This window comes from Veillonella rogosae JCM 15642, from assembly GCF_002959775.1.
In the GTDB taxonomy this organism is placed as follows: Bacteria; Bacillota; Negativicutes; order Veillonellales; family Veillonellaceae; genus Veillonella; species Veillonella rogosae.
Window position 1 is genome coordinate 91,781 of sequence record NZ_PPCX01000008.1, and the last position, 25,990, is coordinate 117,770.

26 protein-coding genes and 1 tRNA gene are annotated in these 25,990 nt (G+C 39.6%); 20 read left to right on the forward strand and 7 right to left on the reverse strand.

Annotation, left to right across the window (positions count from 1 at the left end):
* Positions 1–87: 87 nt before the first annotated feature.
* The 8 genes from VRHSUH09_RS04320 to VRHSUH09_RS04355 all read left to right on the forward strand — a co-directional run bounded on the left by VRHSUH09_RS04320 (position 88) and on the right by VRHSUH09_RS04355 (position 8,395).
* Positions 88–1,440 (forward strand): pyruvate carboxylase subunit B, encoded by a 1,353-nt coding sequence (locus tag VRHSUH09_RS04320; protein ID WP_009352176.1) that lies wholly within the window; start codon positions 88–90, stop codon positions 1,438–1,440.
* A gap of 255 nt (positions 1,441–1,695) precedes the next feature.
* Positions 1,696–2,817: an IS1249 family transposase gene (locus VRHSUH09_RS04325; RefSeq protein ID WP_009351498.1), complete on the forward strand. Its 1,122-nt coding sequence runs from the start codon at positions 1,696–1,698 to the stop codon at positions 2,815–2,817.
* Positions 2,818–3,199: 382 nt separating this feature from the next.
* Positions 3,200–4,540 carry a sensor histidine kinase gene (locus VRHSUH09_RS04330; protein ID WP_054748758.1) on the forward strand — a complete coding sequence of 447 codons (1,341 nt, stop codon included), beginning with the start codon at positions 3,200–3,202 and terminating at the stop codon, positions 4,538–4,540.
* Positions 4,537–5,226 (forward strand): response regulator transcription factor, encoded by a 690-nt coding sequence (locus tag VRHSUH09_RS04335; RefSeq protein WP_105081491.1) that lies wholly within the window; start codon positions 4,537–4,539, stop codon positions 5,224–5,226. The genes VRHSUH09_RS04330 and VRHSUH09_RS04335 overlap by 4 nt, the downstream gene beginning before the upstream one ends.
* A gap of 434 nt (positions 5,227–5,660) precedes the next feature.
* Positions 5,661–6,758: a S1C family serine protease gene (locus tag VRHSUH09_RS04340; RefSeq protein ID WP_054748756.1), complete on the forward strand. Its 1,098-nt coding sequence runs from the start codon at positions 5,661–5,663 to the stop codon at positions 6,756–6,758.
* Positions 6,759–7,095: 337 nt separating this feature from the next.
* A complete protein-coding gene (locus VRHSUH09_RS04345; protein ID WP_054748754.1) occupies positions 7,096–7,425 on the forward strand; it encodes a PadR family transcriptional regulator in 330 nt (109 codons plus the stop codon).
* On the forward strand, positions 7,412–7,987 hold the full coding sequence (locus tag VRHSUH09_RS04350) for a DUF1700 domain-containing protein (RefSeq protein WP_105081492.1): 576 nt from the start codon (positions 7,412–7,414) through the stop codon (positions 7,985–7,987). Before VRHSUH09_RS04345 ends, VRHSUH09_RS04350 begins: the two co-directional genes overlap by 14 nt.
* A 9-nt stretch (positions 7,988–7,996) precedes the next feature.
* Positions 7,997–8,395: a transcriptional regulator gene (locus VRHSUH09_RS04355; RefSeq protein ID WP_105081493.1), complete on the forward strand. Its 399-nt coding sequence runs from the start codon at positions 7,997–7,999 to the stop codon at positions 8,393–8,395.
* 185 nt (positions 8,396–8,580) lie between these two features.
* On the opposite strand, the gene pyrE is transcribed toward VRHSUH09_RS04355, so the two are convergent.
* Positions 8,581–9,168, reverse strand: a complete 588-nt coding sequence (gene pyrE, locus VRHSUH09_RS04360) for an orotate phosphoribosyltransferase (protein ID WP_009352107.1) — start codon at positions 9,166–9,168, stop codon at positions 8,581–8,583.
* Complete coding sequence (pyrF, locus tag VRHSUH09_RS04365; RefSeq protein WP_054748751.1) at positions 9,165–9,884, reverse strand: orotidine-5'-phosphate decarboxylase; 720 nt, start codon at positions 9,882–9,884, stop codon at positions 9,165–9,167. The genes pyrE and pyrF overlap by 4 nt, the downstream gene beginning before the upstream one ends.
* Before the next feature lie 188 nt (positions 9,885–10,072).
* Here pyrF and VRHSUH09_RS04370 point away from each other — a divergent pair, with 188 nt between their 5' ends.
* The 4 genes from VRHSUH09_RS04370 to VRHSUH09_RS04385 are packed head-to-tail and all read left to right on the forward strand — an operon-like array spanning position 10,073 to position 13,140.
* Complete coding sequence (locus VRHSUH09_RS04370) at positions 10,073–10,702, forward strand: 3'-5' exonuclease (RefSeq protein WP_105081494.1); 630 nt, start codon at positions 10,073–10,075, stop codon at positions 10,700–10,702.
* Positions 10,703–10,716: 14 nt separating this feature from the next.
* The gene (gene deoC, locus VRHSUH09_RS04375; RefSeq protein ID WP_105081495.1) at positions 10,717–11,379 is read left to right on the forward strand and encodes a deoxyribose-phosphate aldolase; all 663 of its coding nucleotides are present in this window, start codon (positions 10,717–10,719) and stop codon (positions 11,377–11,379) included.
* Positions 11,380–11,432: 53 nt separating this feature from the next.
* The gene (locus VRHSUH09_RS04380) at positions 11,433–12,734 is read left to right on the forward strand and encodes a thymidine phosphorylase (protein WP_105081496.1); all 1,302 of its coding nucleotides are present in this window, start codon (positions 11,433–11,435) and stop codon (positions 12,732–12,734) included.
* A gap of 10 nt (positions 12,735–12,744) precedes the next feature.
* Positions 12,745–13,140, forward strand: a complete 396-nt coding sequence (locus VRHSUH09_RS04385; RefSeq protein ID WP_105081497.1) for a cytidine deaminase — start codon at positions 12,745–12,747, stop codon at positions 13,138–13,140.
* 57 nt (positions 13,141–13,197) lie between these two features.
* Here the strand turns inward: VRHSUH09_RS04385 and VRHSUH09_RS04390 are convergent, their stop codons facing one another.
* Positions 13,198–14,019 carry a MetQ/NlpA family ABC transporter substrate-binding protein gene (locus tag VRHSUH09_RS04390; RefSeq protein WP_105081498.1) on the reverse strand — a complete coding sequence of 274 codons (822 nt, stop codon included), beginning with the start codon at positions 14,017–14,019 and terminating at the stop codon, positions 13,198–13,200.
* Positions 14,020–14,237: 218 nt separating this feature from the next.
* The gene (gene menA, locus VRHSUH09_RS04395) at positions 14,238–15,134 is read right to left on the reverse strand and encodes a 1,4-dihydroxy-2-naphthoate octaprenyltransferase (RefSeq protein ID WP_009352196.1); all 897 of its coding nucleotides are present in this window, start codon (positions 15,132–15,134) and stop codon (positions 14,238–14,240) included.
* 210 nt (positions 15,135–15,344) lie between these two features.
* On the opposite strand from menA, the gene VRHSUH09_RS04400 reads away from it, so the two are divergent.
* The 5 genes from VRHSUH09_RS04400 to VRHSUH09_RS04420 all read left to right on the forward strand — a co-directional run bounded on the left by VRHSUH09_RS04400 (position 15,345) and on the right by VRHSUH09_RS04420 (position 20,205).
* Positions 15,345–16,289, forward strand: coding sequence for a BAR domain-containing protein (locus VRHSUH09_RS04400; RefSeq protein ID WP_105081499.1), 945 nt, complete (start codon positions 15,345–15,347; stop codon positions 16,287–16,289).
* A gap of 1 nt (position 16,290) precedes the next feature.
* Entirely contained in the window at positions 16,291–17,082 is a 792-nt protein-coding gene (locus tag VRHSUH09_RS04405) for a hypothetical protein (protein ID WP_105081500.1), read from the forward strand.
* A 115-nt stretch (positions 17,083–17,197) separates the two neighbouring features.
* Positions 17,198–17,569, forward strand: a complete 372-nt coding sequence (locus VRHSUH09_RS04410; protein ID WP_054748736.1) for a RidA family protein — start codon at positions 17,198–17,200, stop codon at positions 17,567–17,569.
* A gap of 1 nt (position 17,570) precedes the next feature.
* Positions 17,571–18,818 carry an L-cysteine desulfidase family protein gene (locus VRHSUH09_RS04415; RefSeq protein ID WP_054748734.1) on the forward strand — a complete coding sequence of 416 codons (1,248 nt, stop codon included), beginning with the start codon at positions 17,571–17,573 and terminating at the stop codon, positions 18,816–18,818.
* A gap of 265 nt (positions 18,819–19,083) precedes the next feature.
* Positions 19,084–20,205, forward strand: coding sequence for an IS1249 family transposase (locus VRHSUH09_RS04420; protein WP_009351498.1), 1,122 nt, complete (start codon positions 19,084–19,086; stop codon positions 20,203–20,205).
* Here VRHSUH09_RS04420 and VRHSUH09_RS04425 read toward each other — a convergent pair.
* The 3 genes from VRHSUH09_RS04425 to tadA all read right to left on the reverse strand — a co-directional run bounded on the left by VRHSUH09_RS04425 (position 20,202) and on the right by tadA (position 22,142).
* Entirely contained in the window at positions 20,202–21,416 is a 1,215-nt protein-coding gene (locus VRHSUH09_RS04425; RefSeq protein ID WP_105081501.1) for an MFS transporter, read from the reverse strand. The genes VRHSUH09_RS04420 and VRHSUH09_RS04425 overlap by 4 nt on opposite strands.
* Before the next feature lie 136 nt (positions 21,417–21,552).
* Positions 21,553–21,643, reverse strand: a tRNA-Ser gene (locus VRHSUH09_RS04430).
* Positions 21,597–22,142, reverse strand: coding sequence for a tRNA adenosine(34) deaminase TadA (tadA, locus tag VRHSUH09_RS04435; RefSeq protein ID WP_105081528.1), 546 nt, complete (start codon positions 22,140–22,142; stop codon positions 21,597–21,599). Before tadA ends, VRHSUH09_RS04430 begins: the two co-directional genes overlap by 47 nt.
* A gap of 83 nt (positions 22,143–22,225) precedes the next feature.
* On the opposite strand from tadA, the gene VRHSUH09_RS04440 reads away from it, so the two are divergent.
* The 3 genes from VRHSUH09_RS04440 to VRHSUH09_RS04450 all read left to right on the forward strand — a co-directional run bounded on the left by VRHSUH09_RS04440 (position 22,226) and on the right by VRHSUH09_RS04450 (position 25,945).
* On the forward strand, positions 22,226–22,852 hold the full coding sequence (locus VRHSUH09_RS04440) for a trimeric intracellular cation channel family protein (RefSeq protein ID WP_009352126.1): 627 nt from the start codon (positions 22,226–22,228) through the stop codon (positions 22,850–22,852).
* 143 nt (positions 22,853–22,995) lie between these two features.
* A complete protein-coding gene (locus VRHSUH09_RS04445) occupies positions 22,996–24,813 on the forward strand; it encodes a DUF4127 family protein (protein WP_105081502.1) in 1,818 nt (605 codons plus the stop codon).
* Between the two features lie 10 nt (positions 24,814–24,823).
* Entirely contained in the window at positions 24,824–25,945 is a 1,122-nt protein-coding gene (locus VRHSUH09_RS04450) for an acyltransferase (RefSeq protein ID WP_105081503.1), read from the forward strand.
* Positions 25,946–25,990: the final 45 nt, after the last annotated feature.

Here is a 25,990-nt window from a genome sequence, read left to right on the forward strand (position 1 = left end):
AAAAATCGTAAAAAAATAGGTATGAGATAGTTATTTGTTGTATGTATAAATTTACATATGCAGACTATTTCGATTTGGAGGATTAACATGGCTAAAAAATTAAGAATCTGCGAAACCGTTCTTCGTGACGGTCATCAATCTATTTTGGCAACACGCATGCGTTATGAACAAATGGAACCAGTGCTTGGCCTTTTAGATGAAATTGGTTATGAAGCTCTTGAATGTTGGGGCGGCGCTACTTATGATAGCTGTCTTCGTTTCTTGAATGAAGATCCATGGGAACGTCTTCGTAAATTGAAATCTAATTTGAAAAACACTCCACTACAAATGTTACTTCGTGGCCAAAACTTATTGGGCTACAAACACTACTCTGATGATGTAGTAGAAGCATTCTGTAATGCAGCTGTAAAAAATGGTATTGACCGTATTCGTATCTTCGACGCATTGAATGACCCTCGCAACATGGAAGCTGCTATTAAGTACTCCAAAAAAGCAGGTGCACACGTTCAATCCGCTATGGTATACACAATCTCCCCAGTTCATACAACTGAAAGCTTCTTGAAAGTAGCTGAAACATTGGTAGAAATGGGTACTGATTCCCTTTGTATCAAAGATATGTCCGGTTTGTTAGGACCTGCTGATGCATATGACTTGGTTTCCACATTCAAAAAACGTTTTGGTGAATTGCCAATCGACTTGCACAGCCATTTCACTTGCGGTCTTGCAAGCACTACATACTGGGAAGCTGCTAAAGCTGGCGTAGATATCATCGATACTGCTATCTCTCCATTCGCTCATGCAACTAGCCAACCAGCTACTGAAACTATGATCGAAATGTTCAAAGGTACTGAATGGGATCTTGGTCTTGACCTTGATAAATACATTCCATTAGTTGACCACTTCCGTAAAGTAAAACAACAAATCGCTGAAGAATTCAACTTGAAACCAGCTAGCGATGTAATCCCAGCTGTTCGTCGTTACCAAATTCCTGGCGGTATGTTGTCCAATACTCAAAACCAATTGAACGAAATGGGTATGGGCGATCGCTTCTTCGACGTTATGGATGAAATGCCACGCGTTCGTGAAGACTTGGGTTACCCTCCATTGGTAACTCCAACATCCCAAATCGTTGGTACAATGGCTATGATGAACGTTATGATGGGCGACCGTTACAAAATGGTTCCTAACGAAGTTAAAGACCTTGTACGCGGTAAATACGGTGCGTTGCCTGGTACAATTTCTGACGAAATTCGTCAAACTATCATCGGTGATGAACAACCTATCACTTGCCGTCCAGCAGATCTTATCGAACCTGAATTGGAAGGTTACCGTCAAGATTTAGCTACAAAAGGCTACAATGGTATCACTGACGAAGACGTATTGACTTACGCTATGTTCCCAGAAGTTGCTATTAACTTCTTCGAAGCTAACCGTCGTTAATCCAAACTCTAAAAGAGGATTCTTAGGAATCCTCTTTTTTTTGTCTAAAATTATAAGGGTTATAGGACAAAACGTGTTGGTTTTATAGGCGATGGAGCCAGTAAATTACTGCTTCCATCGCCATTTTAAGTTCTTTTGATAAACTTAGAGGGTGGACAAAATGTGTTGGTAAAAAGTCCCAAACCCCTTGATTTTACTGGCTTCAATAAGGTTATATCTTCTTAGAAAATCGTGTTCTAAGTGGAGGGAATAATCATGCTGGTAAGATGTATAAATTGTGGATTTTCTTGTCAAAAATATGGGAAAACTAAAGCTGGATCACAACGATGGCATTGTAAGCAGTGTAACATCACCTTTACACAAACTATTGATAATACTACTAAATGTTTTCATCGATTTCTAAATTGGTTATTTAGTAAAGAAACACAACAGGACATGCCTGGGCAGGGCCGTACATTTCGTAGACAGATAGCTGATTTCTGGCAAATATGGCCTATGCCGCCCAAAATTGAAACCTCGAGAGATGTGGTATTCGTTGATGGTATTTACTTAGCTAAAAAAGCTTGTATTTTGATCTGTTATGATGGTGAATATGTATTAGGGTGGTATTTATGTAGGTCAGAACAGTCTCGCTCATGGCAAGCTCTTATGCAGCGAATAGCGACACCCATTGTGGTCGTTTCTGATGGTGGACCTGGTCTTAGAAAAGCATTAAAAAAAGTTTGGCGTACCGCCAAGCTTCAACGTTGTATTGTTCATGCCGTATGGCAAGTACATCGTTACACTACTAGGCGGCCTAAGACATTAGCAGGCATTATGTTAAAAGATTTAGCAAGCGATTTATATAACGTAAAAACACAGGAAGATGCAAAAATATGGATTCAACGATTATTTAATTGGAGGGTGACTTTTAAAGAGTTTCTAAGTGAAATGACACGTGATAGTAATGATAATTTAAGAGCTACGCATGAACGATTATTAAAAGCCTATAACTCTCTAGTGGTATTAATTAATACAGAGACAATGTTTCGATATTTAGATGAAACATTGGTGTTGGATAAAGAATGTCCGAGGACTAATAACCCTATTGAAGGCGGAGTAAACGCACAACTCAGACGTTTATTGCGTTACCATCGAGGGATGTCTGTAGAAAAACGCATAAAAGCGGTCTTTTGGTGGTGTTATTTACACTCACCAAGACCGCTTTCTGCAAAAGAAATACTTAAGGTAATGCCAACTGATGCAAGTATTTCTAAAATATATAGTTCTATGAATGAAAGAGCCCAACTTCAAGGCATAATTCCAACTTGGGGGGATGCCATTTCTTGGGGTGATTTGCATAACTATGACAAATTATCTTTCAATGATTGGGATTAAAGTACCAACACGTTTTGTCCTATAACCCAATTATAAAGTGAAGAATTTCAATAGTTGTTTTATATTTTATAATTTAGATTTTTTATAAAAAAGTATAGATGAGCTTCTATTAACTATACTTAATTCTCAAGTTCTTAATATAAGTAAATACTAAGATTTTGAATGATACAAGATACCCGGATACGTGTGAAAAAATATACTATGTAAAAAATATTAGATACTAAAAGGGTCGAAGAACCCTTGTATAATCTGTTAATTATAAACTGACGATGAATGAAGCGTGAAAATTATATTGCACTTTTGGCTATTTTACTTGCTTTAACTATTAAAAATAGCGTAAACTATAAGAAGTATCTACTATTTATGATATTGAGGTAACCCTGTGAATTTACAAATACGGATTTGGATATCCAATGTTGTGCTCTTTGTTGTACCTATTTTAATAGCAATAATCTTATTTTTGCTATATTTTACAGGTTTGCGCATCTTGGCTAATGCCGGTTACTATTTGCGTATTGAGCAGGAACAACAGTTTAAAAGTGTCAGTCGAATTACTGAAACAATTACCTTTTATGGGTTAGAAAACAATTTAATAGATAGCTTGGTTAAACCTAGCTATAGTCTACTCGATCCAAAGGAGGTATATGTAGAGGTACTAGATCAAGGGAACATGGTGTATAGCTATGGTAATCCACAAATCTATAGTGCATCTGCTATCGTTGGTCTTATCGATGTAAATCCTGAATTACAGGGCATTGTATATCAGTCCAATAATACCTTTGTTTATGAAATGCGAAAATACGATGGGCGTCATGCCTACGTATATCATATTGCTATTAAGCGTGCTACCCATGGTAGTGATAGCTTGATGGAATCTGTGTCCTTCTATATTATTATAGTTTCTATATTGCTCTTTATTGTTACATTCTTTGCAATCAACCGATTTGTTACACGGTTTATCATGATTCACGTTAAGAACATGACGAAATCATTAGAGCTGGCAAATCGTCAGATCGAAATGGAACAAGAGCAGCAAAAAGAATTGCTCGCTGGTATCTCCCATGATATACGAACGCCATTGACTGCAATTAAAGCTTATGCAGAAGGTGTTCGTGATGGTATTGCACCAACGGAAGAGCAACAAAAACGATACATGGGTATCATTCTGAAGCGTGCCAATGATTTAGACTCGATGTTAGAGGAGCTATTCCTCATTACTACATTGAACTACAAAAAAGAATCTCGTCCATCTGAGCGAATTGAATTAGGTCAGTATGTGCGTGATTTTGTAGAGGATCATATTGCGCCGTATCAATCGAGAGGTCTTGAAATTAAGGCTCGAATAGCTACGGAAGCTGCGTTCATCAATGCAAATCCGCAGTTGTTACAACGGGTGTTACAAAATGTGTTGAACAACAGTGCTAAATATAAAATGGCTGATCTAGGGCATTGTATTATCGATGTAACTAGTGATGATGATTTTGTATACTGTGTCATCAGTGATGATGGTCCAGGGGTGCCACCAGAATCTCTTGAGCGTCTGATGCGCCCGTTCTACCGTGTCGATTCGTCTCGTACGAACCCTCAAGAAGGTAGTGGTCTAGGATTATCGATTATTCGTCGAATTATGGAAATCTTTGAAGGCCGAGTTGTGATTGAAAATGTAAGACCACATGGTCTACGTATTATATTAGAATTTCCTAAGCAAGGAGAAGAATCATGAGTGAACATATCTTAATTATTGAAGACGATTTGGATATTGCCAATATTGAACGTGATTATTTAATGGTGGCAGGTTATGATGTAACTATTATGACTAATGGTACAGATGGTATCGAAGCAGCTTTGAATACGCCTGTAGACCTTATCATCCTTGATGTTATGTTGCCAGAAATGGATGGCTTTGAAGTTTGCCGTCAAATTCGTGACAAAGTTCGCGTGCCAATCGTTATGGTAACGGCTCGTCTTGACGATATCGATAAAATCCGTGGTTTAGGCGTAGGTGCTGATGACTATATTGAAAAACCATTCTCTCCATCTGTATTGATTGCAAAGATCAAAGCTATGTTGGCGCAATATAAGCGTTTAACAGAGCGCGATGCAATGGAAACTAATGCGATTCAATCTGGTGAAATTCGTCTTGATCCTAAGATGATGAAAGTATGGGTGAATGAAAGAGAAGTTCATCTTAAAAAGAAAGAATTCCAATTGTTAGAATTCTTGATGCGCAATCGCGATATTGTATTTAGCAAAGAAGAATTGTACTCTCGCGTATGGGGACTTGATTCCTATGGTGATTATGCTACGGTAGCGGTACATATCAATCGTTTGCGTGAAGAAATTGAGGATAATCCATCCGATAGTAAGCATATTATTACAGTTTGGGGTGTAGGTTATAAATTTGTTTGATAATTGATAAGGATATTCATATTATATTCACGTTATTCGTGGCTGTTGATTAAATATGAATTTATAGAGGATTATTATATAGATATAATCAAAGTTTTAACAATATTTTATAATGTTACTTTGATAATTTAGATATACAATGTATACTAATTCTAGTAAGGCTGAAGTTTGATTCCGGAAAAGTACAAACTAAACTTCTCTCTCTTAATAAGTTCTCTCTCAAACTTTTCTGGGTCATATATACTCTCTCTCTCAACAGTCCTTACACTCTCAAACTATATGCATAAAGGGCATTCCTAGCGACGGCTAGTGAATGCCCTTTATGTTTTTATAATAATTGTCATAAATTGTTTTCTTGCATTGTAAAAGAATGAGTACTATAATAGTTTCATCAAAATTGATTTTATAAAATTGATTTTAAGAAGGAGATTTACATGGAATTTTCAAAATATAAGAAAACTGTCATTGCTTGTGCTATTGCCTTGGGTATTGGTGTGAGTGGTGGATACTATTTCTTTGGTAGTCCTAGTCATACACAGCAAACAACAGTAAGAGAACAAACAAAACAATCTAAACCTATTACTGAAACACGTAATACCTATGTAGTGCAGGCTGTTAAAGAATCTGGTCCAGCGGTAGTTGGTATTACTACACAAGTGTTCCAAAAGGATATCTTTAACCGTACCATCTATGCTGGAGAAGGTGTTGGATCTGGTGTGCTCATAGATAATGAAGGACATATTGTAACGAATAATCACGTTGTAGCGGGTGCTAAAAATGGTGAAGTTACTGTATCTCTATCTGATGGCTCTACTGTAACAGGCACCGTTATTGGCACCGATTCACAAACGGACTTAGCCGTTGTTAAGATTAAACCTCCCAAAGATATTAAGCCAATCAAAATCGGTGACTCCGATTCTGTACAGGTAGGTGAGCCTGCTATCGCTATTGGTAACCCTTTAGGCCTTGAATTTAAAGGCTCTGTTACATCTGGTGTTATCAGTGCTTTAGCACGTACTATTGATGAACAAGGGCAACGGTTCCCGTTGATTCAAACGGATGCAGCCATCAATCCTGGCAATTCCGGTGGTGCCCTCATCAATGCGGATGGTGAATTGATTGGTATTAATAGCTCTAAAATTTCCAAAGAGGGTATTGAAGGTATGGGCTTTGCCATTCCAATTAACTCTGCTATGACTATCGTTGATTCTATTATTAAAAATGGTAAGGTCATTCGCCCGTATATCGGTGTGTGGGCTGTAGATCGTCAAACGGCAGCTCGAAATAATGTAAGTTATGAAGGGGATGGACTTCTGATTGTTCAACTTGATTCAAACGGCCCTGCAGCACAAGCTGGCTTAGTAGAAGGTGATACCATTGCTCAAATTGATGGTAAGGACATCACTACATTACTTGAATTAAAAGAGAGAATTGATGCTAAGAGCCCTGGCGATACAATTTTAGTATCTTATACTCATAATGGAAAAATGAAAAGCACACAGATTAAATTAGGCCAAGCAACTTCAAAATAAATAACTGATGTTAGAGTAAATAGATTGTTTTAAAATCAATAAAAAATCCTCATCCCTTGGATGGGGATTTTTATGTTGTAGCCGAAGTATGTGTGATACATATAGGGGGACATGAGTAAAATTAGAAAAAATTAAGATAGTTTTCTCCTTATAAAAGTAGATAATATCGGTGTTTATAGGTTGTTAAGGTCAAGAGTTTATGTTTTGTAAAATATATTTTTAACAAGGTACCTTGCATTCCAAGGTACCTTGTGATATTATGTATTTGTCAGTACATGATAGTGACCGTAAGAGAGCTTTCACGTTGGCAGGTAGGCACAGCCTAAAGGGAGGAACTATGCAAGTTCAATTAAAAAAAGGTGTTATGGATATGCTTGTGCTAGCATTATTAACACAAAGCGATCGTTATGGGTATGAAATTGTCAGCACCATTTCAGAATACATTGAAATTTCGGAAGGAACTATATATCCATTATTTAATAGATTGAAAAAAGAAAAGTATGTTGAAACGTATTTGAAGGAGTCCACCACAGGACCATCTCGAAAATATTATCACATCACGGTAGACGGCCGTGCAGCATACAATCAGATGCGCCAAGAATGGGATGAATTTTCTGGTGTCATCAATATCCTGTTGAGAGGAGTTGATTATAATGGACAAAAATAGTTTTTTAGAAGCACTGCGCAATATATTTAAGCAGGCACGCGTTGCCGATGTAGAAAGTATCATAGAGGTTTATGAGGAACATTTTGCTGTAGGTTATGAAAAAGGCCTTACAGATGGTGAAATTATTAAATCTTTGGGGACCCCAGAGGAGATTTATGCATCCTATGTGGATGCTGGTATTATTACTGATACGTTAGGGCAAGATGGTGGTGAAAGTAAAGCTGTAAATATGCAAGAAATTTATGCTCGCTTTGATGACTACAAAGAGCGTTTATTGCCGCAGTTACCAGGAATGGCTAAAAAAGCATCTAAAACCTTATTATCCATAGGTAGTGGTTTATCATATATTGTGGGGGTTCTTATCTTTATTATTACGCCGGCAATCCTGTATTTATTAGGTAGCTCTTGGCAACCATTCGAGAATGTAACGGCATTTCCTGCATTATCATTGGTAACTTTAGTTGCACTTGGTGGTGTAGGTCTCTTTGGGGGCCTTACATGTATCTTTATTGGTATTGAACTTCGTGGTGTACGCGAACGTTATTTCAACAATGTAGATTAAGGAGGACCTATGAGACGAATTATAATTGCTGCCATTCTAACTGTAATCAGTGCTGTAGGGGTAGGTACATCATTTGCTGTAAATGATTTACCAAATTTTGGTGAATGGATGAAAACCAATGAACAACAGTTTAGAAAACCACATAGACATGATGGTCCTAATATGCATATGAATCAACATATGATGGATAGAAATAATCAAATGATGCGTCAAGATGGTATGGGGCCTAATAATGGTCAATATATGTACCAAAATTGTCAAAACCAAATGATGCGTCAAGATGGTATGGGACGAAATAATGGTCAGTATATGTATCAAAATGGTCAAATGCCGCAAGGGGGCCAACCAAATGGTAATGCACCACAACAACAAAATAATCAAGGTACATCACAAACTACACAAAACTAACCATATTTTATGAGTCCTTTTCTTTCATAAAATAATAGAGACCGTGGTCATGAAAGTGCATTCATGGCCACCGTAGAGCCATACACTCTATGTGATACATTCGTATCAGAATCTCTCTCTTACACACAATAACTACACACAAACAAAAAGAGCTCCTCAGTGAAGGAGCTCTTTTTGTGTGTATTTTATTTAATATGTTTAGAACCGCGTTCTGTCATAGCTACGCCATCTTTACAAAGAGGGCATTCTTCCTGTTTATACGTAGGAACTTCGAGGTTAAGTAAAGCTTGTACTTTTTCTTGAGGTACGCCAAATTCTGCTTTGCCGCCTGAACGGTTAACGAGTAGGCCTACACCAACGATTTCGCCGCCAGATTGGTTAACTACGTTAACTACTTCTTGTACGGAACCGCCAGTTGTTACGATATCTTCAACGATAAGTACGCGTGTACCAGGTTCAATTCTGAAACCGCGACGTAAAGTCATAACGCCTTTTTCGCGTTCTGTAAAGATTGCACGTGTATCAAGTGCTTTACCAACTTCGTGAGCTAGTAAGATGCCACCAGTCATAGGGCCAATAACAAGCTCAACGTTTTGATCACGGAAGCGTTCAGCTAATTCTTTACAAAGTGCTTCTGTATATTTTGGATGTTGCAATACGTTGAATTTTTCAACGTACATTGGGCTATGGAGACCAGATGTCAAAAGGAAGTGACCTTCTAAAATAGCTTGAGTGTCGATCAGTAATTGTTTTACTTCTTGTTCTGTCATCATTTGGATACCTTCTCCATTTCTTCAATAATTAAACGAACTGCTTCACGAGGATTTTCAGCTTGTGTAATAGGGCGGCCGATAACGAGGCGAGATGCGCCATCTTGTAATGCGCTAGCAGGTGTAGCAACGCGTTTTTGGTCGTCTGTTGTTGCAAAGGAAGGACGAATACCAGGTGTTACGATGAGGAAATCATCGCCACATGCTTCGCGAATCATTTTAGCTTCTAAGGCGGAGCACACAACACCATCCATCCCGCAATCTTTAGCGAGCTTAGCAAGGCGAATTACTTGATCGGAAATAGGTAGTTGGCCACCGATAGCAGTCCAAGATTCATCGTCGAAACTAGTTAAAGCAGTGATAGCCAATAATTTTGGTCGCTCAACGCCTAGTGTTTCACCGCTTTCACGAGCTGCCTCTACAGCGGCTTTCATCATGACAGGGCCACCTTGACCGTGCAAAGTGATTAAACTAGCGCCGAGACGTGTTAAGGAAGAAACTCCATGGGCTACGGTGTTTGGAATGTCGTGCAATTTCAAATCAAGAAATATTTGTTTGTTTTGCTCTTGTAAAAAGCGAATTGTTTTTGCTCCTTCGGCGTAGAATAGCTCCATTCCGACTTTGTAAAAGCTAACCGCATCACCGAGGGATAATACGATTTCTTTCACAGCATCCATCGTGGATACGTCAAGGGCAACGATTAATCTGTCATCTGCCATGTTGCAACCTCCATACTACATATATATCTAAATAATTTTCACATACTGAGGGCCTATCTGTCAATCAAAATTGGTATGAAAGAGGTGATTATTGGTCACCTTTAAGCGGTAGATTATAGTCTATTTCATGCTATAATAAGGAGAGTAAATGAATATAATTCTTATATATAGATTTTGAAAGGAGTCCTATGTTAGATTTTGTTGCATTAGACTTTGAAACAGCAAATAAATTTAAAAATAGTGCGTGCTCCTTGGCGGTTATTACCGTAAAGGATGGACAAATTACCAAAAAGGCCTATAGCATCATCAAACCTCCGTTTATGAGCTTTGATGATGAGTGTATTGAAATTCATGGCATTCAGCCAAAGGATGTTCTCCATGAAAAGACCTTTGATCAATTGTGGAATGCCATTTATGAAAACCATTTAAAAGGGAATATCATGGTAGCTCACAATGCGAAATTTGATATGAATGTATTGCGTGCTACATTAGATTATTATAAAATCCCTTGGCCAGAACTCGATTATGCATGTACAGTGAAACTTTCACGTGCAGTATGGCCAGATTTAGTCAATCATAAGTTGAATACTATGGCAGCCTATTTGGGAGTTGAATTTAAACATCACTATGCGCTAGATGATGCGGAGACATGTGCAAAGATTGTGTTGGAGGCTGCTAAGGTAAAAGGTGTTAACAGTTTGCCAGATTTGCTGAAGGTTACAGGTGTACCATTAGAACCATTTATTGATGAAAAAAATCGCTCTGCTCAAGAGGCTTTGCATAAAGAGCCAGAACCAGAGCAAATGTCGTTCTTTTAGTTAGGAGAGGTACTATGTTAGGTAAAGAATTATTGGCTTATGTGGATCATACATTATTGCGGCCAACCGCTACATGGGATGATATTAAAGAAGTTTGTGATGCTGGTGTAACATATAAAACGGCATCCGTTTGTATTCCACCAGATTTTGTGGCATCCGCTCATGAAGCGTATCCGAAACTTAACATATGTACCGTTATCGGGTTTCCTTTAGGATATGAAACGACAGAGGTGAAGGTAGCTGAAACGAAACAAGCCATTGAAGAAGGGGCCTCTGAAATCGATATGGTGATAAATCTTGGCGATGTAAAGCAAGGCGATTTTGAGGCTGTAACGAATGAAATCGGGGCCCTTAAAGAGGCTTGTGGCGATAAAATCTTAAAGGTTATTATCGAAACTTGTTATCTTACTGATTCTGAAAAGGTGGCCCTCTGTAAATGTATCACCAATGGTGGGGCAGACTACATTAAAACTTCTACTGGTTTTGGTAGCGGTGGCGCTAGCCTTGAAGACATTCGTCTATTCAAGAAACATATCGGCCCTAATATACAAATTAAGGCCGCTGGCGGCATTCGATCCATTACAGATATGAAAGCTTATATTGCGGAAGGTTGCAGCCGTATTGGCGCTAGTGCAGCCGTAGAACTATTAAAAGATCATTTAGACGAAGAAGTATAATAGAAAACCACCTAGGCAATGCTTAGGTGGTTTCTTAGAATGGCGGTGTAACTATGCGCATGTATGACATTATTCTGAAGAAAAGAGCTAATGTACCCTTAACAGATGAAGAAATCCGTTTTGTCATCGATGGCTATGTCAAAGGAGATATTCCTGATTATCAAGTGAGTGCACTATTGATGACTATTGTGTTTAATGGGATGAGTGCTCGAGAGCTTGGAACCTTGACTTTAGCTATGGCTCAATCTGGTCATATGGTAGATCTATCTAGTATTGATGGCATAACTGTAGATAAACATAGCACAGGCGGCGTAGGGGATAAGACGACGCTCATCATTGGTCCCCTTGTAGCCGCTTGTGGCGGTAAGGTGGCCAAAATGTCTGGTCGTGGGTTAGGGCATACGGGCGGTACTATCGACAAGATGGAGTCCATTCCCAACTTAAAAGTATCTTTAGAACAAGATGATTTCATCAATCAAGTTAATAGAATTGGACTTGCCGTTATCGGTCAATCTGAAGGACTCGCTCCAGCTGATAAAAAATTATATGCCTTGCGGGATGTAACTGGTACCGTAGATAGCATTCCACTCATTGCGTCCTCCGTAATGAGTAAAAAGTTAGCCTCTGGTGCACAAGCCATTTTGCTGGATGTAAAGGTCGGTAGTGGCGCCTTTATGAAAACCATAGACGATGCTCGCGCATTGGCGAAAGCTATGGTAGATATTGGAACGGAAAATGGCCGCTCCGTCAAGGCTGTTTTAACAGATATGGATCGACCTCTTGGTCATGCCATTGGCAATGCCTTGGAAATTCGAGAGGTTATCGATACCTTGAAAGGTCGTGGACCACAGGATTTAACGCATGAATGTCTTATCATGGCAGCACATATGCTCGTACTGAGCCATATATGCGATTATGAAACGGCTCTTAGTCGTGTGCAAGATGCGCTCGACTCAGGTGAAGCCCTTGAACGCTTACGTCTCATGATTGAGGCGCAAGGCGGGAATATTCACGTTATTAATGATGAAAGCTTGTTAGCCATTGGAAAATTCACCTATGATGTAACCGCCCCTCAAGATGGGTATATTATACATATGAATACTGAGCAATGCGGCATTGCATCAGTTATGCTTGGCGCAGGTCGCACTGTAAAAGATGGTCCTATCGATTATAGTGCAGGCATTGTGATGCATAAGAAAACAGGCGATTCTGTAATATGCGGAGAAAGTGTTGCTACCTTGTATACCTCTGATGAAAGTTTGATCCCTAATGCTGCTAAAACATATGTAGAGGCGATTACATTTGGTACAACTGCACCAACTGTAGTAGACACTATACTAGATATCGTGGAATAAGGAGCTGATTATGATAGAACAACATATTCAAAAGCTCATCGATCGTGCTGCTGTAGCCCGAGAGAAGGCCTATAGTCCTTATTCCCATTTTAGTGTAGGTGCAGCCCTTCTCTGTGAAGGTGGCGCTATCTATGAAGGTTGCAATATAGAAAATGCTTCCTATGGCCTTACTAACTGCGCTGAACGTACTGCTATTTTTAAGGCTGTATCGGAAGGTCATACAAAATTTAAAGCAATTGCGGTAGTAGCCGATACAGAAGGTCCTTGTTCGCCATGTGGTGCATGTCGTCAAGTTATTTCTGAATTTGAAATACCTTATATCATTATGGCAAATCTAAAAGGGGATTATACAGTAGTTGAATTAGATGAACTATTACCTTTTAGATTTGGTGCACATAGCATGTAGTTACAAGTTAAGACAATAAAAAAGAGACCACTTATGTGGTCTCTTTTGTTGTATACATTAGAAAGCAGGAACAACTGCACCTTTGTATTTTTCTTCGATGAATTTTTTGATTTCAGGGGTATGAAGTGCTTCCATCAATTTTTTGATCTTAGGATCGCTTTCATTGCCTTTAAGTACAGTTACGATATTTACGTAAGGGGAATCCTTAGATTCGATAGCTAAAGCATCTTTACCAGGGGTAAGACCTGCATTCAATGCATAGTTAGTATTAATAGCTGCTAAAGCTACATCATCAAGAGAACGAGGTACTTGAGCTGCTTCTAATTCTACGAATTGGTAGTCGTTAGGATTAGAAACGATATCTTGAACTGTGGACAAAATGTTGCTAGAGTCTTTCAAAGTGATAAGACCTTGTTTTTGCAATAATAACAATGCACGACCGCCGTTTGTAGGGTCATTAGGGATCGCGATTTTAGCGCCTTTAGGAAGATCTTTCAAATCTTTGATTTGACGGGAATATAAGCCCATTGGCTCAAGGTGAACGCCACCAGCAGATACTAAGTTAAGTTTATGAGATTTTGCGAATTCATCCATGTAAGGTATATGTTGGAAGAAGTTAGCATCGATTTCTTTGTCGCCTAAAGCAAGGTTTGGTGTATTGTAATCAGTGAATTCAGTGATTTTCAATTCAATGCCCTCTTTTGCTAAGATAGGTTTAACTTGTTCCAAGATTTCTGCGTGAGGTACTGCAGTAGCACCAATTTTTAATACTTGTTTGCTGTCGCTAGCAGCTTGTTTGTTGTTGTCGTTACCGCAACCTGCGATCAATAAAGCACCGCCGAGGATTACAGTAGCCGCTAATGCTAAAAATTTTCTCATTAGACACACTCCTTTTACAATTATTGCATATAAAATATTAAATCTATAGTACTAAATTATTCCCTATCTATCAAGAAGGATTTATTATAGGTTCTCCATAACTAAAAGCTATGGACAAAAAGATTTCCAGAAATATTACATTTAAATAGTAATACTCTGGAAATCTCTTTCGTTGTATGTAGTTATGAATCTATTTCGCTTGCGGTCGAGTAGATAGTTTATTTGCCTATAATGAGTCCGATGGACCACATGAGTTGGTAAATCATAGCGGCCCCAGCTGTGGTCCCCATAGCTTTGTCTAGTTGGAACTCATCTGTTTTAGTACTTAAGGTATGTACTGTTTTGAAAGCTAGTGGTATAGCGAGGAAGGCTAATAAAGAAAACCATGTCATATGTCCTACGATGATCCACGCCACAATCCAAATAAAATTAAAGATGTACATAATGCTCATCAAGCTGAGAGCTCGTTCACGACCAAGTACGATAGGTAATGTACGACGACCGTGGCTTTCATCATTGCGAATATCTCGAATATTATTGGTAAGCATGATGGAGCCAACCAGCAATGTAGATGGAATAGCAGGAATTAACAGTGCTAAAGACAGTTCACGAGTCCATGCATATCCCGTAATTAGTACGATGGCAAGGCCCATGGCGATGCCAGAGGAGATTTCCCCAAAGGGCGTACGAGAAATTGGTTTCGGACCACCGGAGTAGAGGAAACTGATAAGAATACATACGAAGCCGGCTGGAACGTAATACCATGTGATAGTAGCGGATAAATAAGCGCCAATGATGATTGGCACCACCATGAGTACTTTGATCATTGTTACGATGAGCTCCGGTGTTATGGCACCACGAGTAATGGAGCCGGCGTTACCGACCTTTTGTCCCGCATCGAGACCGGATTTGAAGTCTTTATATTCGTTCCATAAATTTGCTACAATTTGAGCCGTTACAACAGCTAAGAAAATAAGTATTGTATGGAAAATAGCGAGGCCGGTACCACGAGCTGCACCAAATGCATAATAACTAAATGAAGCACCTAAAATGGTAGGCCCCAATGCGGCTGCTAATGTGCGCGGTCTTGTGAGCGGAATTAGTTCTTGTATCATAATTAAAGCACACCTAGTGTGCACTCCTTTCTATTTCTCATGCATGTATCATGTTCACATGTCTATTTATGTATTGTATAGCAGAAAGGAAAGGTTGTAAATTATACTATAAATTATAAATGTCGATATAGTATAATAATAAATATATGCAGTATAGATTATTATTTTAGTCTGTACGAATATTGTATTGTTAAAAACGTGAGGTGTCTTATGAGAGCTCTCAATAAAAAAGTTATGACATTGGCTTGTGCTACATGTTTAACAGTCGGCATGGGTGCAGTGGCATCTGCTGATACGGTAGATTTAGGTTATGGTATGTATGGCAGTACTTCTCCTGCGGTGAAAGCTGTAGAAGTTATGTATGTTCCTACAGATGCAAAGTTACGTAATAATGAGCAAAGCCAAATGATTCGTATTGTGAATAAAGAGTCTGTTGATTCTATTAATACTGTTTTAAAAATGCACTACGACCGATCTTTTGAACCTATCAAGGGCGATGTTGTTGATGGTTTTTCCTACTATCAATTACAAGGGACTGACAAACAAGGTCACCATGTAGCATCCCTTTTAGTGATTGATTATGCTAAATCAGGTCTTGATCAAACGATTGGCATAGATAAAACGATTTTAGAAAAGGGCTCTGAAGCTGATAAGGCTAAATTTAAAAACTCCATCTCTAAACATGTTAGTGTTTACTCTAAAGAGAATGCTCAACAACAACTAGCTAGTTTACCTGGTGATACTGTAGAGGGGGCAAAATTAGCTAAAGCTGTTAAGGCTATTAATGATAGTATTCCAAGTCATATAAATAATACATTTGATAAATTACTAGCTGCTGATAAGAAAACATCCGCTAGAGATAAGGAAGCAATTTCTACATTTACTGGCTTTATGGCAAAACAATTGAGCGTAGATGCAACGCATGTGGCTTATAAACCTGTTCAAACTCGTTATGGTACAGCCGTAACTGGTGATGTACGCGGTGCACTAGGATTTGATGGCTTTAGAAATAGCTTTGCTTTGATTGGTTATGCAATTCCTACTGATAAGGGTCTATCTGTACAATTCTTATACTCTGATGATTCTAGCTATGATTATTGGACTAATGAATTGAACCATATGTATCAAACACAATCTCTTAAGGGAGGTAAATAATATGAAATCTTTGAAAGTATTGGCTTGTGCTACCTGTCTTTTAGGAACTGTATCTGGTGTAGGTTTAGCTAAGGATGTACAAACTATTGGGGGCTCTATGGTAGTGCCTAATAATGTTAATGTTGTTTCTGCATCCAAAGCAAATACACCTAGCTTTATCACATCTTTTATTACAAATCAAGAAAAAGCAGATCCGTCTAGTGCAAATCCTGTAAACGCACAAATTAAAGAATTTATAAAGAACTTAGGTACTAATTTTGATATGTACCAATTACAAGGTGCAGATAAAACTGGGCAAAAGGATGCTTTTGTTGTGGCAGTAGATGTAAAAGAGGTAGCGCAGCAATTTGCGGGTAAAGAGGCTAATGATCCTATGTTTATAGCTGCTATGGCGGCGCTTGATAAAGGTCAAGTTGATCCTGTTACAGAACAACTCATACTAGGTACCATTAATAAGAAAATTCCAACTACAACGACTGTAGTTCCTTTAAATGGGCCGATTAATGTGCCAAGCCTTGATGCTAATAAAGGAACGATTATGCCTAAGGTACTTAAAACTATTACCGTAGAAGATGCGGAACAAGTACATCCTATAGCGGGTACAAAATATCAAACTTATGCAGCAAGTTCTCGCATGTTATATTCTGATGGATCTGTACAAACTCCACTCTATGCAAATGCTGCATTCGTGTTGAAGCCAGGTAAACCGGTGTTATATGTTGGGTTAACAACTGACGTACAACGTGATTATTTCAAACCGATATTTGACAACGCATTCAAATCTGTTAAATAATTTATTATATACGTACTTTTACAGCGTATGGCATATATAGCGAGCTACGAAAGTGAGTCTCGCCTTTGAAACTAGTTATATTTATTTTTAATTATATTTATAAAGGAGAATTATCATGAAAACAATTTTCACAGACAAAGCGCCAGCAGCAGTAGGTCCTTACTCTCAAGCTAAAGTAGTAGGCGGTTTATTATTCGCTTCTGGTCAAATTCCACTCGATCCTAAAACTGGTTCCATTGTTGCAGGCGGTATCGTAGAGCAAACTGAACAAGTATGCAAAAACATTGATGCTGTATTGGCTGAAGCAGGTTGTGACTTCTCCGAAGTTATTAAAACAACTTGTTTCTTGGCTGATATTGCTGACTTTAAAGCATTTAACGAAGTGTATGCTAAATATTTCACTTCTAAACCAGCTCGTTCTTGCGTAGCAGTAAAAGACCTTCCATTGGGTGCTTTGGTAGAAGTGGAAATTATTGCGGAAGTATAAGATGGATTATATTTCTTTGCTACAGTCAGAGATGCGTCCTGCCTTCGGTTGCACAGAGCCAATTGCATTGGCTTATGCGGCTGCGAAGGCAGTCTCTGTTTTAGATGAGTTTCCTAACCATATTCATGCTCGATGTAGTGCGAATATTATTAAGAACGTCAAATCTGTAGTAATCCCTAATTCTGGCGGTCGTAAAGGTCTTATGGCCGCCACCACTTTGGGGGCTATCGTAGGTCATCCGGAGCGTGAGTTAGAGGTATTGGAATCTGCTACAGACGAAGATCGTAAATGGCTTGGCACGTTGCTTGATGCCAATTTCTGTACTGTTTCGCTCGCTGAAGGCGTAGATAATCTATATATTGAGATTACCGCCGAAACAGATGAACATACGGCTATAGTTCGTATTGAAAATGATCATACGAATGTAACTTATGTTGCTGTAGATGGTGAGATTATTTCTGAAACAGTTAATGAAATTAAAAAAGCAGCGAACACTGAATATGCTATGACTTTTGATAGCATTTATGAATTTTCCTTAACTGGTGATATTTCTGGTATCCTTCCTCAAATTAAACAACAAGTTGAGTATAATACTGCAATTTCCAAGGAAGGTTTATCTAATGATTACGGTGCTAACATTGGCCAATTATTACTCTTGGACGATGAAAATCCATCGCTTGAAACAAAATGTAAAGCTCGTGCAGCAGCTGGCTCTGATGCGCGTATGAGCGGGTGCCCATTGCCTGTAGTTATCTGCTCTGGCTCTGGTAACCAAGGTTTAACCGTATCTGTACCAATTATTACGACTGCCGAGGAACTTGATAAAAGTGATGATGAACTTTATCGTGCGCTAGTCTTTGCTAACCTGTTAACACTGTACGTTAAATCTGGCATTGGTAAATTGTCCGCATACTGCGGCGTTGTATCTGCTGGTGTTGTAAGTGTAGCAGGTATTGCCTTCTTAAAAGGTGATAGCAAGGATATCATCGAGAATACCCTTGTAAATGGTCTTGCAAGTCTATCTGGTATCGTATGTGATGGTGCAAAACCATCCTGCGCAGGTAAAATTGCAATCTCTCTTGATGGCGCCTTTATGGGATATAAACAAGCACGCCTTAATAAGAACTACCAAAAAGGCGATGGCCTTGTAGCATACTCCGTTGACGAAACCATCCGCAGTATCGGTACTGTGGCCCAAGGTATGAAAGAAACGGACGTAGTTATCTTGAATGAAATGCTAAAACACTAATTTAGCTAACTATATAAGCCCCCTTCACAGAAGGGGGCTTTTCTCTATTGTAATTATTGTAATTTTGGGTTATAGGACAAAACGTGTTGGTTTTATAGGCGATGGAGCCAGTAAATTACTGCTTCCATCGCCATTTTAAGTTCTTTTGATAAACTTAGAGGGTGGACAAAATGTGTTGGTAAAAAGTCCCAAACCCCTTGATTTTACTGGCTTCAATAAGGTTATATCTTCTTAGAAAATCGTGTTCTAAGTGGAGGGAATAATCATGCTGGTAAGATGTATAAATTGTGGATTTTCTTGTCAAAAATATGGGAAAACTAAAGCTGGATCACAACGATGGCATTGTAAGCAGTGTAACATCACCTTTACACAAACTATTGATAATACTACTAAATGTTTTCATCGATTTCTAAATTGGTTATTTAGTAAAGAAACACAACAGGACATGCCTGGGCAGGGCCGTACATTTCGTAGACAGATAGCTGATTTCTGGCAAATATGGCCTATGCCGCCCAAAATTGAAACCTCGAGAGATGTGGTATTCGTTGATGGTATTTACTTAGCTAAAAAAGCTTGTATTTTGATCTGTTATGATGGTGAATATGTATTAGGGTGGTATTTATGTAGGTCAGAACAGTCTCGCTCATGGCAAGCTCTTATGCAGCGAATAGCGACACCCATTGTGGTCGTTTCTGATGGTGGACCTGGTCTTAGAAAAGCATTAAAAAAAGTTTGGCGTACCGCCAAGCTTCAACGTTGTATTGTTCATGCCGTATGGCAAGTACATCGTTACACTACTAGGCGGCCTAAGACATTAGCAGGCATTATGTTAAAAGATTTAGCAAGCGATTTATATAACGTAAAAACACAGGAAGATGCAAAAATATGGATTCAACGATTATTTAATTGGAGGGTGACTTTTAAAGAGTTTCTAAGTGAAATGACACGTGATAGTAATGATAATTTAAGAGCTACGCATGAACGATTATTAAAAGCCTATAACTCTCTAGTGGTATTAATTAATACAGAGACAATGTTTCGATATTTAGATGAAACATTGGTGTTGGATAAAGAATGTCCGAGGACTAATAACCCTATTGAAGGCGGAGTAAACGCACAACTCAGACGTTTATTGCGTTACCATCGAGGGATGTCTGTAGAAAAACGCATAAAAGCGGTCTTTTGGTGGTGTTATTTACACTCACCAAGACCGCTTTCTGCAAAAGAAATACTTAAGGTAATGCCAACTGATGCAAGTATTTCTAAAATATATAGTTCTATGAATGAAAGAGCCCAACTTCAAGGCATAATTCCAACTTGGGGGGATGCCATTTCTTGGGGTGATTTGCATAACTATGACAAATTATCTTTCAATGATTGGGATTAAAGTACCAACACGTTTTGTCCTATAACCCGTAATTTTTTAGGATCTTTAAGTATCAATGATGCCCCAAGGCCCATTACGAGGAATGGCACCAGTGTCATCATAGCAACCGGTAGGGAGTAGGTGTCTGCTAGGTTACCTACGACAGGAGCGATGACACCACCGATGGTTTGGCTCACGCCAAGGGTAATACCCGATGCAAAGCCGATACTTTTGGCTAGATATGTTTGGCCTAGTACGATAACAGGGCTGTAGCTAATTGCTTTAGCAGCACCAATCATGAGTAGTAACAAGTATGCTACAGGCATCATGATGAGTGGCGAGAAGGTTGGCACCTCTGTTAATAGGAACATAGCTGGTAACCAAACTAATAGGGATAGTCTGATAATCTTAATAGGACCATATTTATCGCCCAATAGACCGCCAATATAGGTCATGAAGATACCGATACTAAAGAATACGGTTAATGCAAAGCTGCCTTGTTCTGGGCTTGTACCGAGCTCGCGAGTCCAGAAAATCGGAATAAACGCATTGATAACGCGGAAGTTTACTGATTGGCTCAAGATAATAATGAACAAGATGCCGAAGTACTTCCAGTAGTTCTTAAGCGGTTTTGCCGCTACCGCTGGATTTTCTGTAGCTACTGCTTGGTCAATGGTACGTGCATGGGCTACAATGCGTGGCATGAGTACAAATAGAACTGTTGCGATAATCAAACCGACTACGGTAAAAGCGGCCAAACCGTGCGGCCCTATAGTATAGGCGATAGTCCCTGCAAACAGTGGGCCTATGGCAAAACCAGAGCTGCCACCAATAGCAAAAGTGCCCATGGCCTTACCTTTTTTGCCACCGCCGAGGCGATTCATAATCTTTGCGCCTTCTGGATGGAAGATAGAAGATCCTACACCTGCTAAGGTGGCGCAAATAAGGAGGCTTTCATAGGAACTGACAAAACCCATCACGCCTGTACTACAAGCCGATAATAGAACACCAAAGGCGATAAGCCGAGGTTGATTGATCTTGTCTGAAATATAACCTAGTAAAGGTTGTAATAATGAAGATAATGCTGTGTTAGCTAAAATGAGGAAGCCTGCTTGTTCTAAGCTGAGCCCGTACGTATAAATGAACAGCGGTAAGAGGGCAGGCAACACACTTTGACAGGAGTCATTAATCATGTGACTCACTGTGATGAGATAAGGGTAATATTTTTTCATAGTAGTGGCCCCTTGAGTCTATTTAATAGCAGTAATTATATCTTGTGTATATTATAACTCATAAAGTTACTAAAGTATTGATAAATATAGATACAAAAAAAGCGCTAACCATAGTTAGCGCTTTATATAGTTTAGTTGGCAGAGGAGGAGGGATTTGAACCCCCGCGCCGGTTGCCCGACCTACCGCATTTCGAGTGCGGACCCTTCAGCCTCTTGGGTACTCCTCCGTGCTTTACGGCGCTCCTTAAAGAAGTCTTTCATAATTTGGCTACATTCATCACCTAGCACACCTGATGCCAGTTCAGGTTCGTGATTTAAACCTGGATGAGAGAGCACATTGAATAGCGATTCTACGGCGCCTCCTTTGTAATCACTAGCACCATATACAACACGGTCTATACGACTGTTAATAATGGCTCCAGCGCACATCGGACACGGCTCTATCGTAACATACAGGGTACAACCAGTCAACCGCCAGCGCTTGAGGACATCGCATGCCTCGCGGATTACGAGGACCTCTGCATGAGCTGTTGCATCATGATCTAATTCACGACGATTATGGTGGCGTGACATGACTGTATTATCTTTTACTAAAATGGCGCCAATGGGAATCTCTCCAAGGCCATAAGCCTTGCGTGCCTCCTCCATAGCAATGGCCATGAAATACTCATCTCGAGTGCGCTCATCCATGTTTTCTATCTCTATAGGTGTAATGTCTTTTGTCATTCTCATACCTCTTAATGTATAATATCTTACATAAAGTCTATCATAGTGTACGCAGTAATGCGAATAGATTGTGTGAGGGTATTATGGATATTATATGGTATATGTTTGATATGATTGGCACCATTGCCTTTGCTATCTCTGGCGCGCTCGTTGGGGTAGCACGAAAAATGGATATTTTTGGTATGGCTGTATTGGCGTTGGCTACGGCCATTGGCGGTGGTATTGTGCGGGATGTTTTGCTCGGATATTTTCCGCCTAACTCATTGCGCAATGTTGTATATGTGACAGTGGTTATTTCTGTCACTATCATCGTGTTTATTATGTATAATAGCCGCTATCGTAAACATGCGATGGGGCCTCGTAGTCGAGCAGGATATTTGTTGGCCGATGCATTAGGTTTGGCGTCCTTTACAGTAACAGGCGCCTCTGCTGGATTTAAACTCTATCCCGAGTTGCCGATTTTCATTGTATTACTAGGGACAATTACTGCCGTTGGGGGCGGTATTATCCGCGACATGTTGGCGCAACGGATTCCGTCCGTTCTGAAAGAAGATGTGTACGCGCTTCCAAGTATTATTGGCGGTATCGTTTACTATTTAATGGTTATTTCTAGTTGGGCTGGAGAGGCCGTATACGGAGCTTTTACCGTCGTACTAGTGATTCGATTACTAGCGATTAAATATAACTGGAGCTTGCCAAAGGTGCGATAATTCCTCAATGTTTGCGAATTGTTGTGCAAGTGATATAATTATTCTATTGAGCATTTCATAAAAGTGTCAGAAAAAGAGAGTATTATATAACAGTTAATTTTGCGAGTCGGGAGTACTCGCGTACACAGAAGGAGATTTGATTCATGACGAATAAATGGTTGAAAGTAGCATTAATGGCAACAGCTATTGCTACCGGTACATCCATCAATATTGATGCGGAAACCGTATTATATGTCCCTCAAGATGATCGCCCTGTAAGCTTGCAATATACAGTTGATACAGCGCGTGAAGCGGGGATGACTGTGTTGACACCACCGCAAAACTTGATTTCTGGTAAAACATACCAAGGTCAAGCTGACCAAATTATGGCTTGGGTTGAACAAAATGCAGGCCGTGCAGATGTTATGGTATTGAGCACAGATACTCTTATTTATGGTGGTCTTGTAGACTCTCGTAAACATAACATTCCACTTAGCACTTTAGAAAGTCGTTTAAAACGTATTGAAGGCTTAAAAGCACGTCATAAAAATGTACGTATTTATGGCTTTGGTACAGTAATGCGTTCTCCACGTGCTAGTGGTGGCGGTACTGAACCAGCTTACTATGCGGAATACGGTCCAACTATTTTCCAAATTGCTGCATTACAAGATAAATTAGACTCTGGCTCCTTAACACAAGAGGAAACTCAAAAATTGATGAGCTTACAAGCCTCTGTTCCTGTTGAGTACTTACAAGACTGGTTTGATCGTCGTCAAAAGAATATGAAAATCAACAAAGAGTTGATCGATGAAACTCGTAGTGGCATATTCGACTACTTTGCATTGGGCCATGATGATACATCTCAATTATCCCAATCTGCATTAGAAGGTCGTTACCTCAGTAAATATTCCAAGGATATCCCTGTTGAAAAATATGGTAGCTTCCCTGGTGCTGACCAACTTGGTCTCTTATTGATGGCTCGTTCTCGTACAGACGAAAGTACAGAAAAACCAACGTTCTCCGTAATCTATCCACTCGGTGGTGGCGGTAAAACATTGCCAGGTTACGAAGACCAAACTATTGATAAAACAATTGCACAACACGTTGAGGCTGTAGGTGGCACTATGGTGACACAAGGCAAGCCAACTGTATTGTTGGCGGTAAATACACCTCTTACTACAAGCACTGGTGAGTCTGAAAGCTTTGAGAACTTCCCAATGATTTCTAACTCTACAAATGCTTTCGTAGATCGTATTCAACAAGCTGTTGATTCTGGCGTGAATGTAAGCATTGCAGATATTGCTTTCAACAATGGCGCAGATAATACATTAGTATCTGCTATGTACAAACGCGACATGTTATATAAAATTGGTGCGTACAATGGTTGGAATACAGCAAGTAATACGGTAGGTTATGCTATTGCGCAAGGCCTGTTGTTAAAATCTATGAGTCCAGAAGGTCATCGCGACATGTTGACTCAACAATACTTGGATAACTGGGCGTACCAAGCGAATATCCGTAAAGATATTTACCGTATGCAAGACTCCATCCGTACAGATAATGTACGTTACTCTGGCGAGTTGAACGAACGCCTTGAAAGCTACTTAGGTGAACGTATTCAAGATTTCGCTGAAAAATACTTGAAAGTAGATCCTCGTACAGTAAAAGCTACATTCCCATGGGGCCGTCTGTTTGAAACAGATATCACTATTTATGACAAACCAGTGGTACCTCTTGAAAAAGAATTGCGCTTGAAACGCGAAGAAGAAGCGCGTATTAAAGCTGAAGCAGAAGCTAAAGCTAAAGCAGAAGCAGCTGCAAAAGCGGCAGCAGAAGCTAATGGCCAAGCTGCACCTGCACAACCAGCAAAAGCTGAAGCTCCTAAAACAACAGCATCTGCTGCTCCAGTAGTTAAACAACCAGCTACTACATCTCTAGGTCCACGCATTGTACCGACACCTGCAGTTGTACCTGGTCAATAATGAATAGGGAATGGCTATGAAAAAAGCATTTTTACCGGAAATTACTTATATGCGTGGCCTCTGTATGCTCGGTGTTATCGGCATTCATGTAGGCTCCTACGCATTGCAAAACCCTTTTGTAAATTTGGAACTCATTAGCATCTTAGAAATTCTATCGCGCTTTGGGGTGCCTGCGTTTTTCTTCCTCTCTGCATTTGGATTGTTCTATCATACCTCTGTAGAGGGACCATTCTCATATAAGGAATTTATGCACCGCCGCATTCAGGTGGTGCTATTTCCATATATTGCGTGGTCCATATTTTACTTGCTCTATACGGGGCTGACGGCGCATAACCTAGGCAATCTACGTCCCGGGCCATTGGCGGTTAACTTACTCTTTGGTACATCTATGTATCATCTGTATTTTATGGTTATCCTCCTATGGTTCTATGTGATGATGCCGCTATGGCGCGCTATGGTGAAAGTCATCTTAAAACGCCCTGTGTTCTGGATGGTCTCACTATTTGTCATCCAAGTCGGCATCGACTATGTATCATCGTATATGCTCGGCCGTTGGGTGATGGAAAACCTCAGCAATCAGCCTGTGCTGAAATATCTCTTTGATATGCGGCTCAACTATTGGGTCATCCACTATGTGTGGATATTCCTCTTAGGTGCTGTATGTGCTGAACGATACGAAACAGTATGCGACTATATGTGGCGTTATCGGTATCTATTAGGTGCTAGTGCCGTAGGTTCGGTACTTTTGATGCTTGGGTCTTACTACTATGTTATGGACGTATGGCATTACACTGTACTAGAAGCTATTTATACAGTACATCAAATGAGTCCGATGGGTGTTCTGTACACTGGTCTGGGCACGATGTTTAGCTTGTTCTTATTCCAAACATTGCCTATGAATGTAACCATGGAATCTATTTGGTCTGAGATAGGGGATAAGTCCTATGGCATCTATTTAGTTCATCCGTTTTGGTTGTTGATCATCTCTGGCGTGATGGCTAAATATAATCTCCTCTATACAGTGGTCAATGTCCTTGCTATGTATATTATGGCCCTAGGATTGTCGTACTTGACTACAGTCGCTCTAAATTATGTGCCTAAACCATTGCGTAAGTTTATATTAGGAAACTAATTATATAATTAGAAATACATCCGCTAGGATATAGTTTTTAACTAT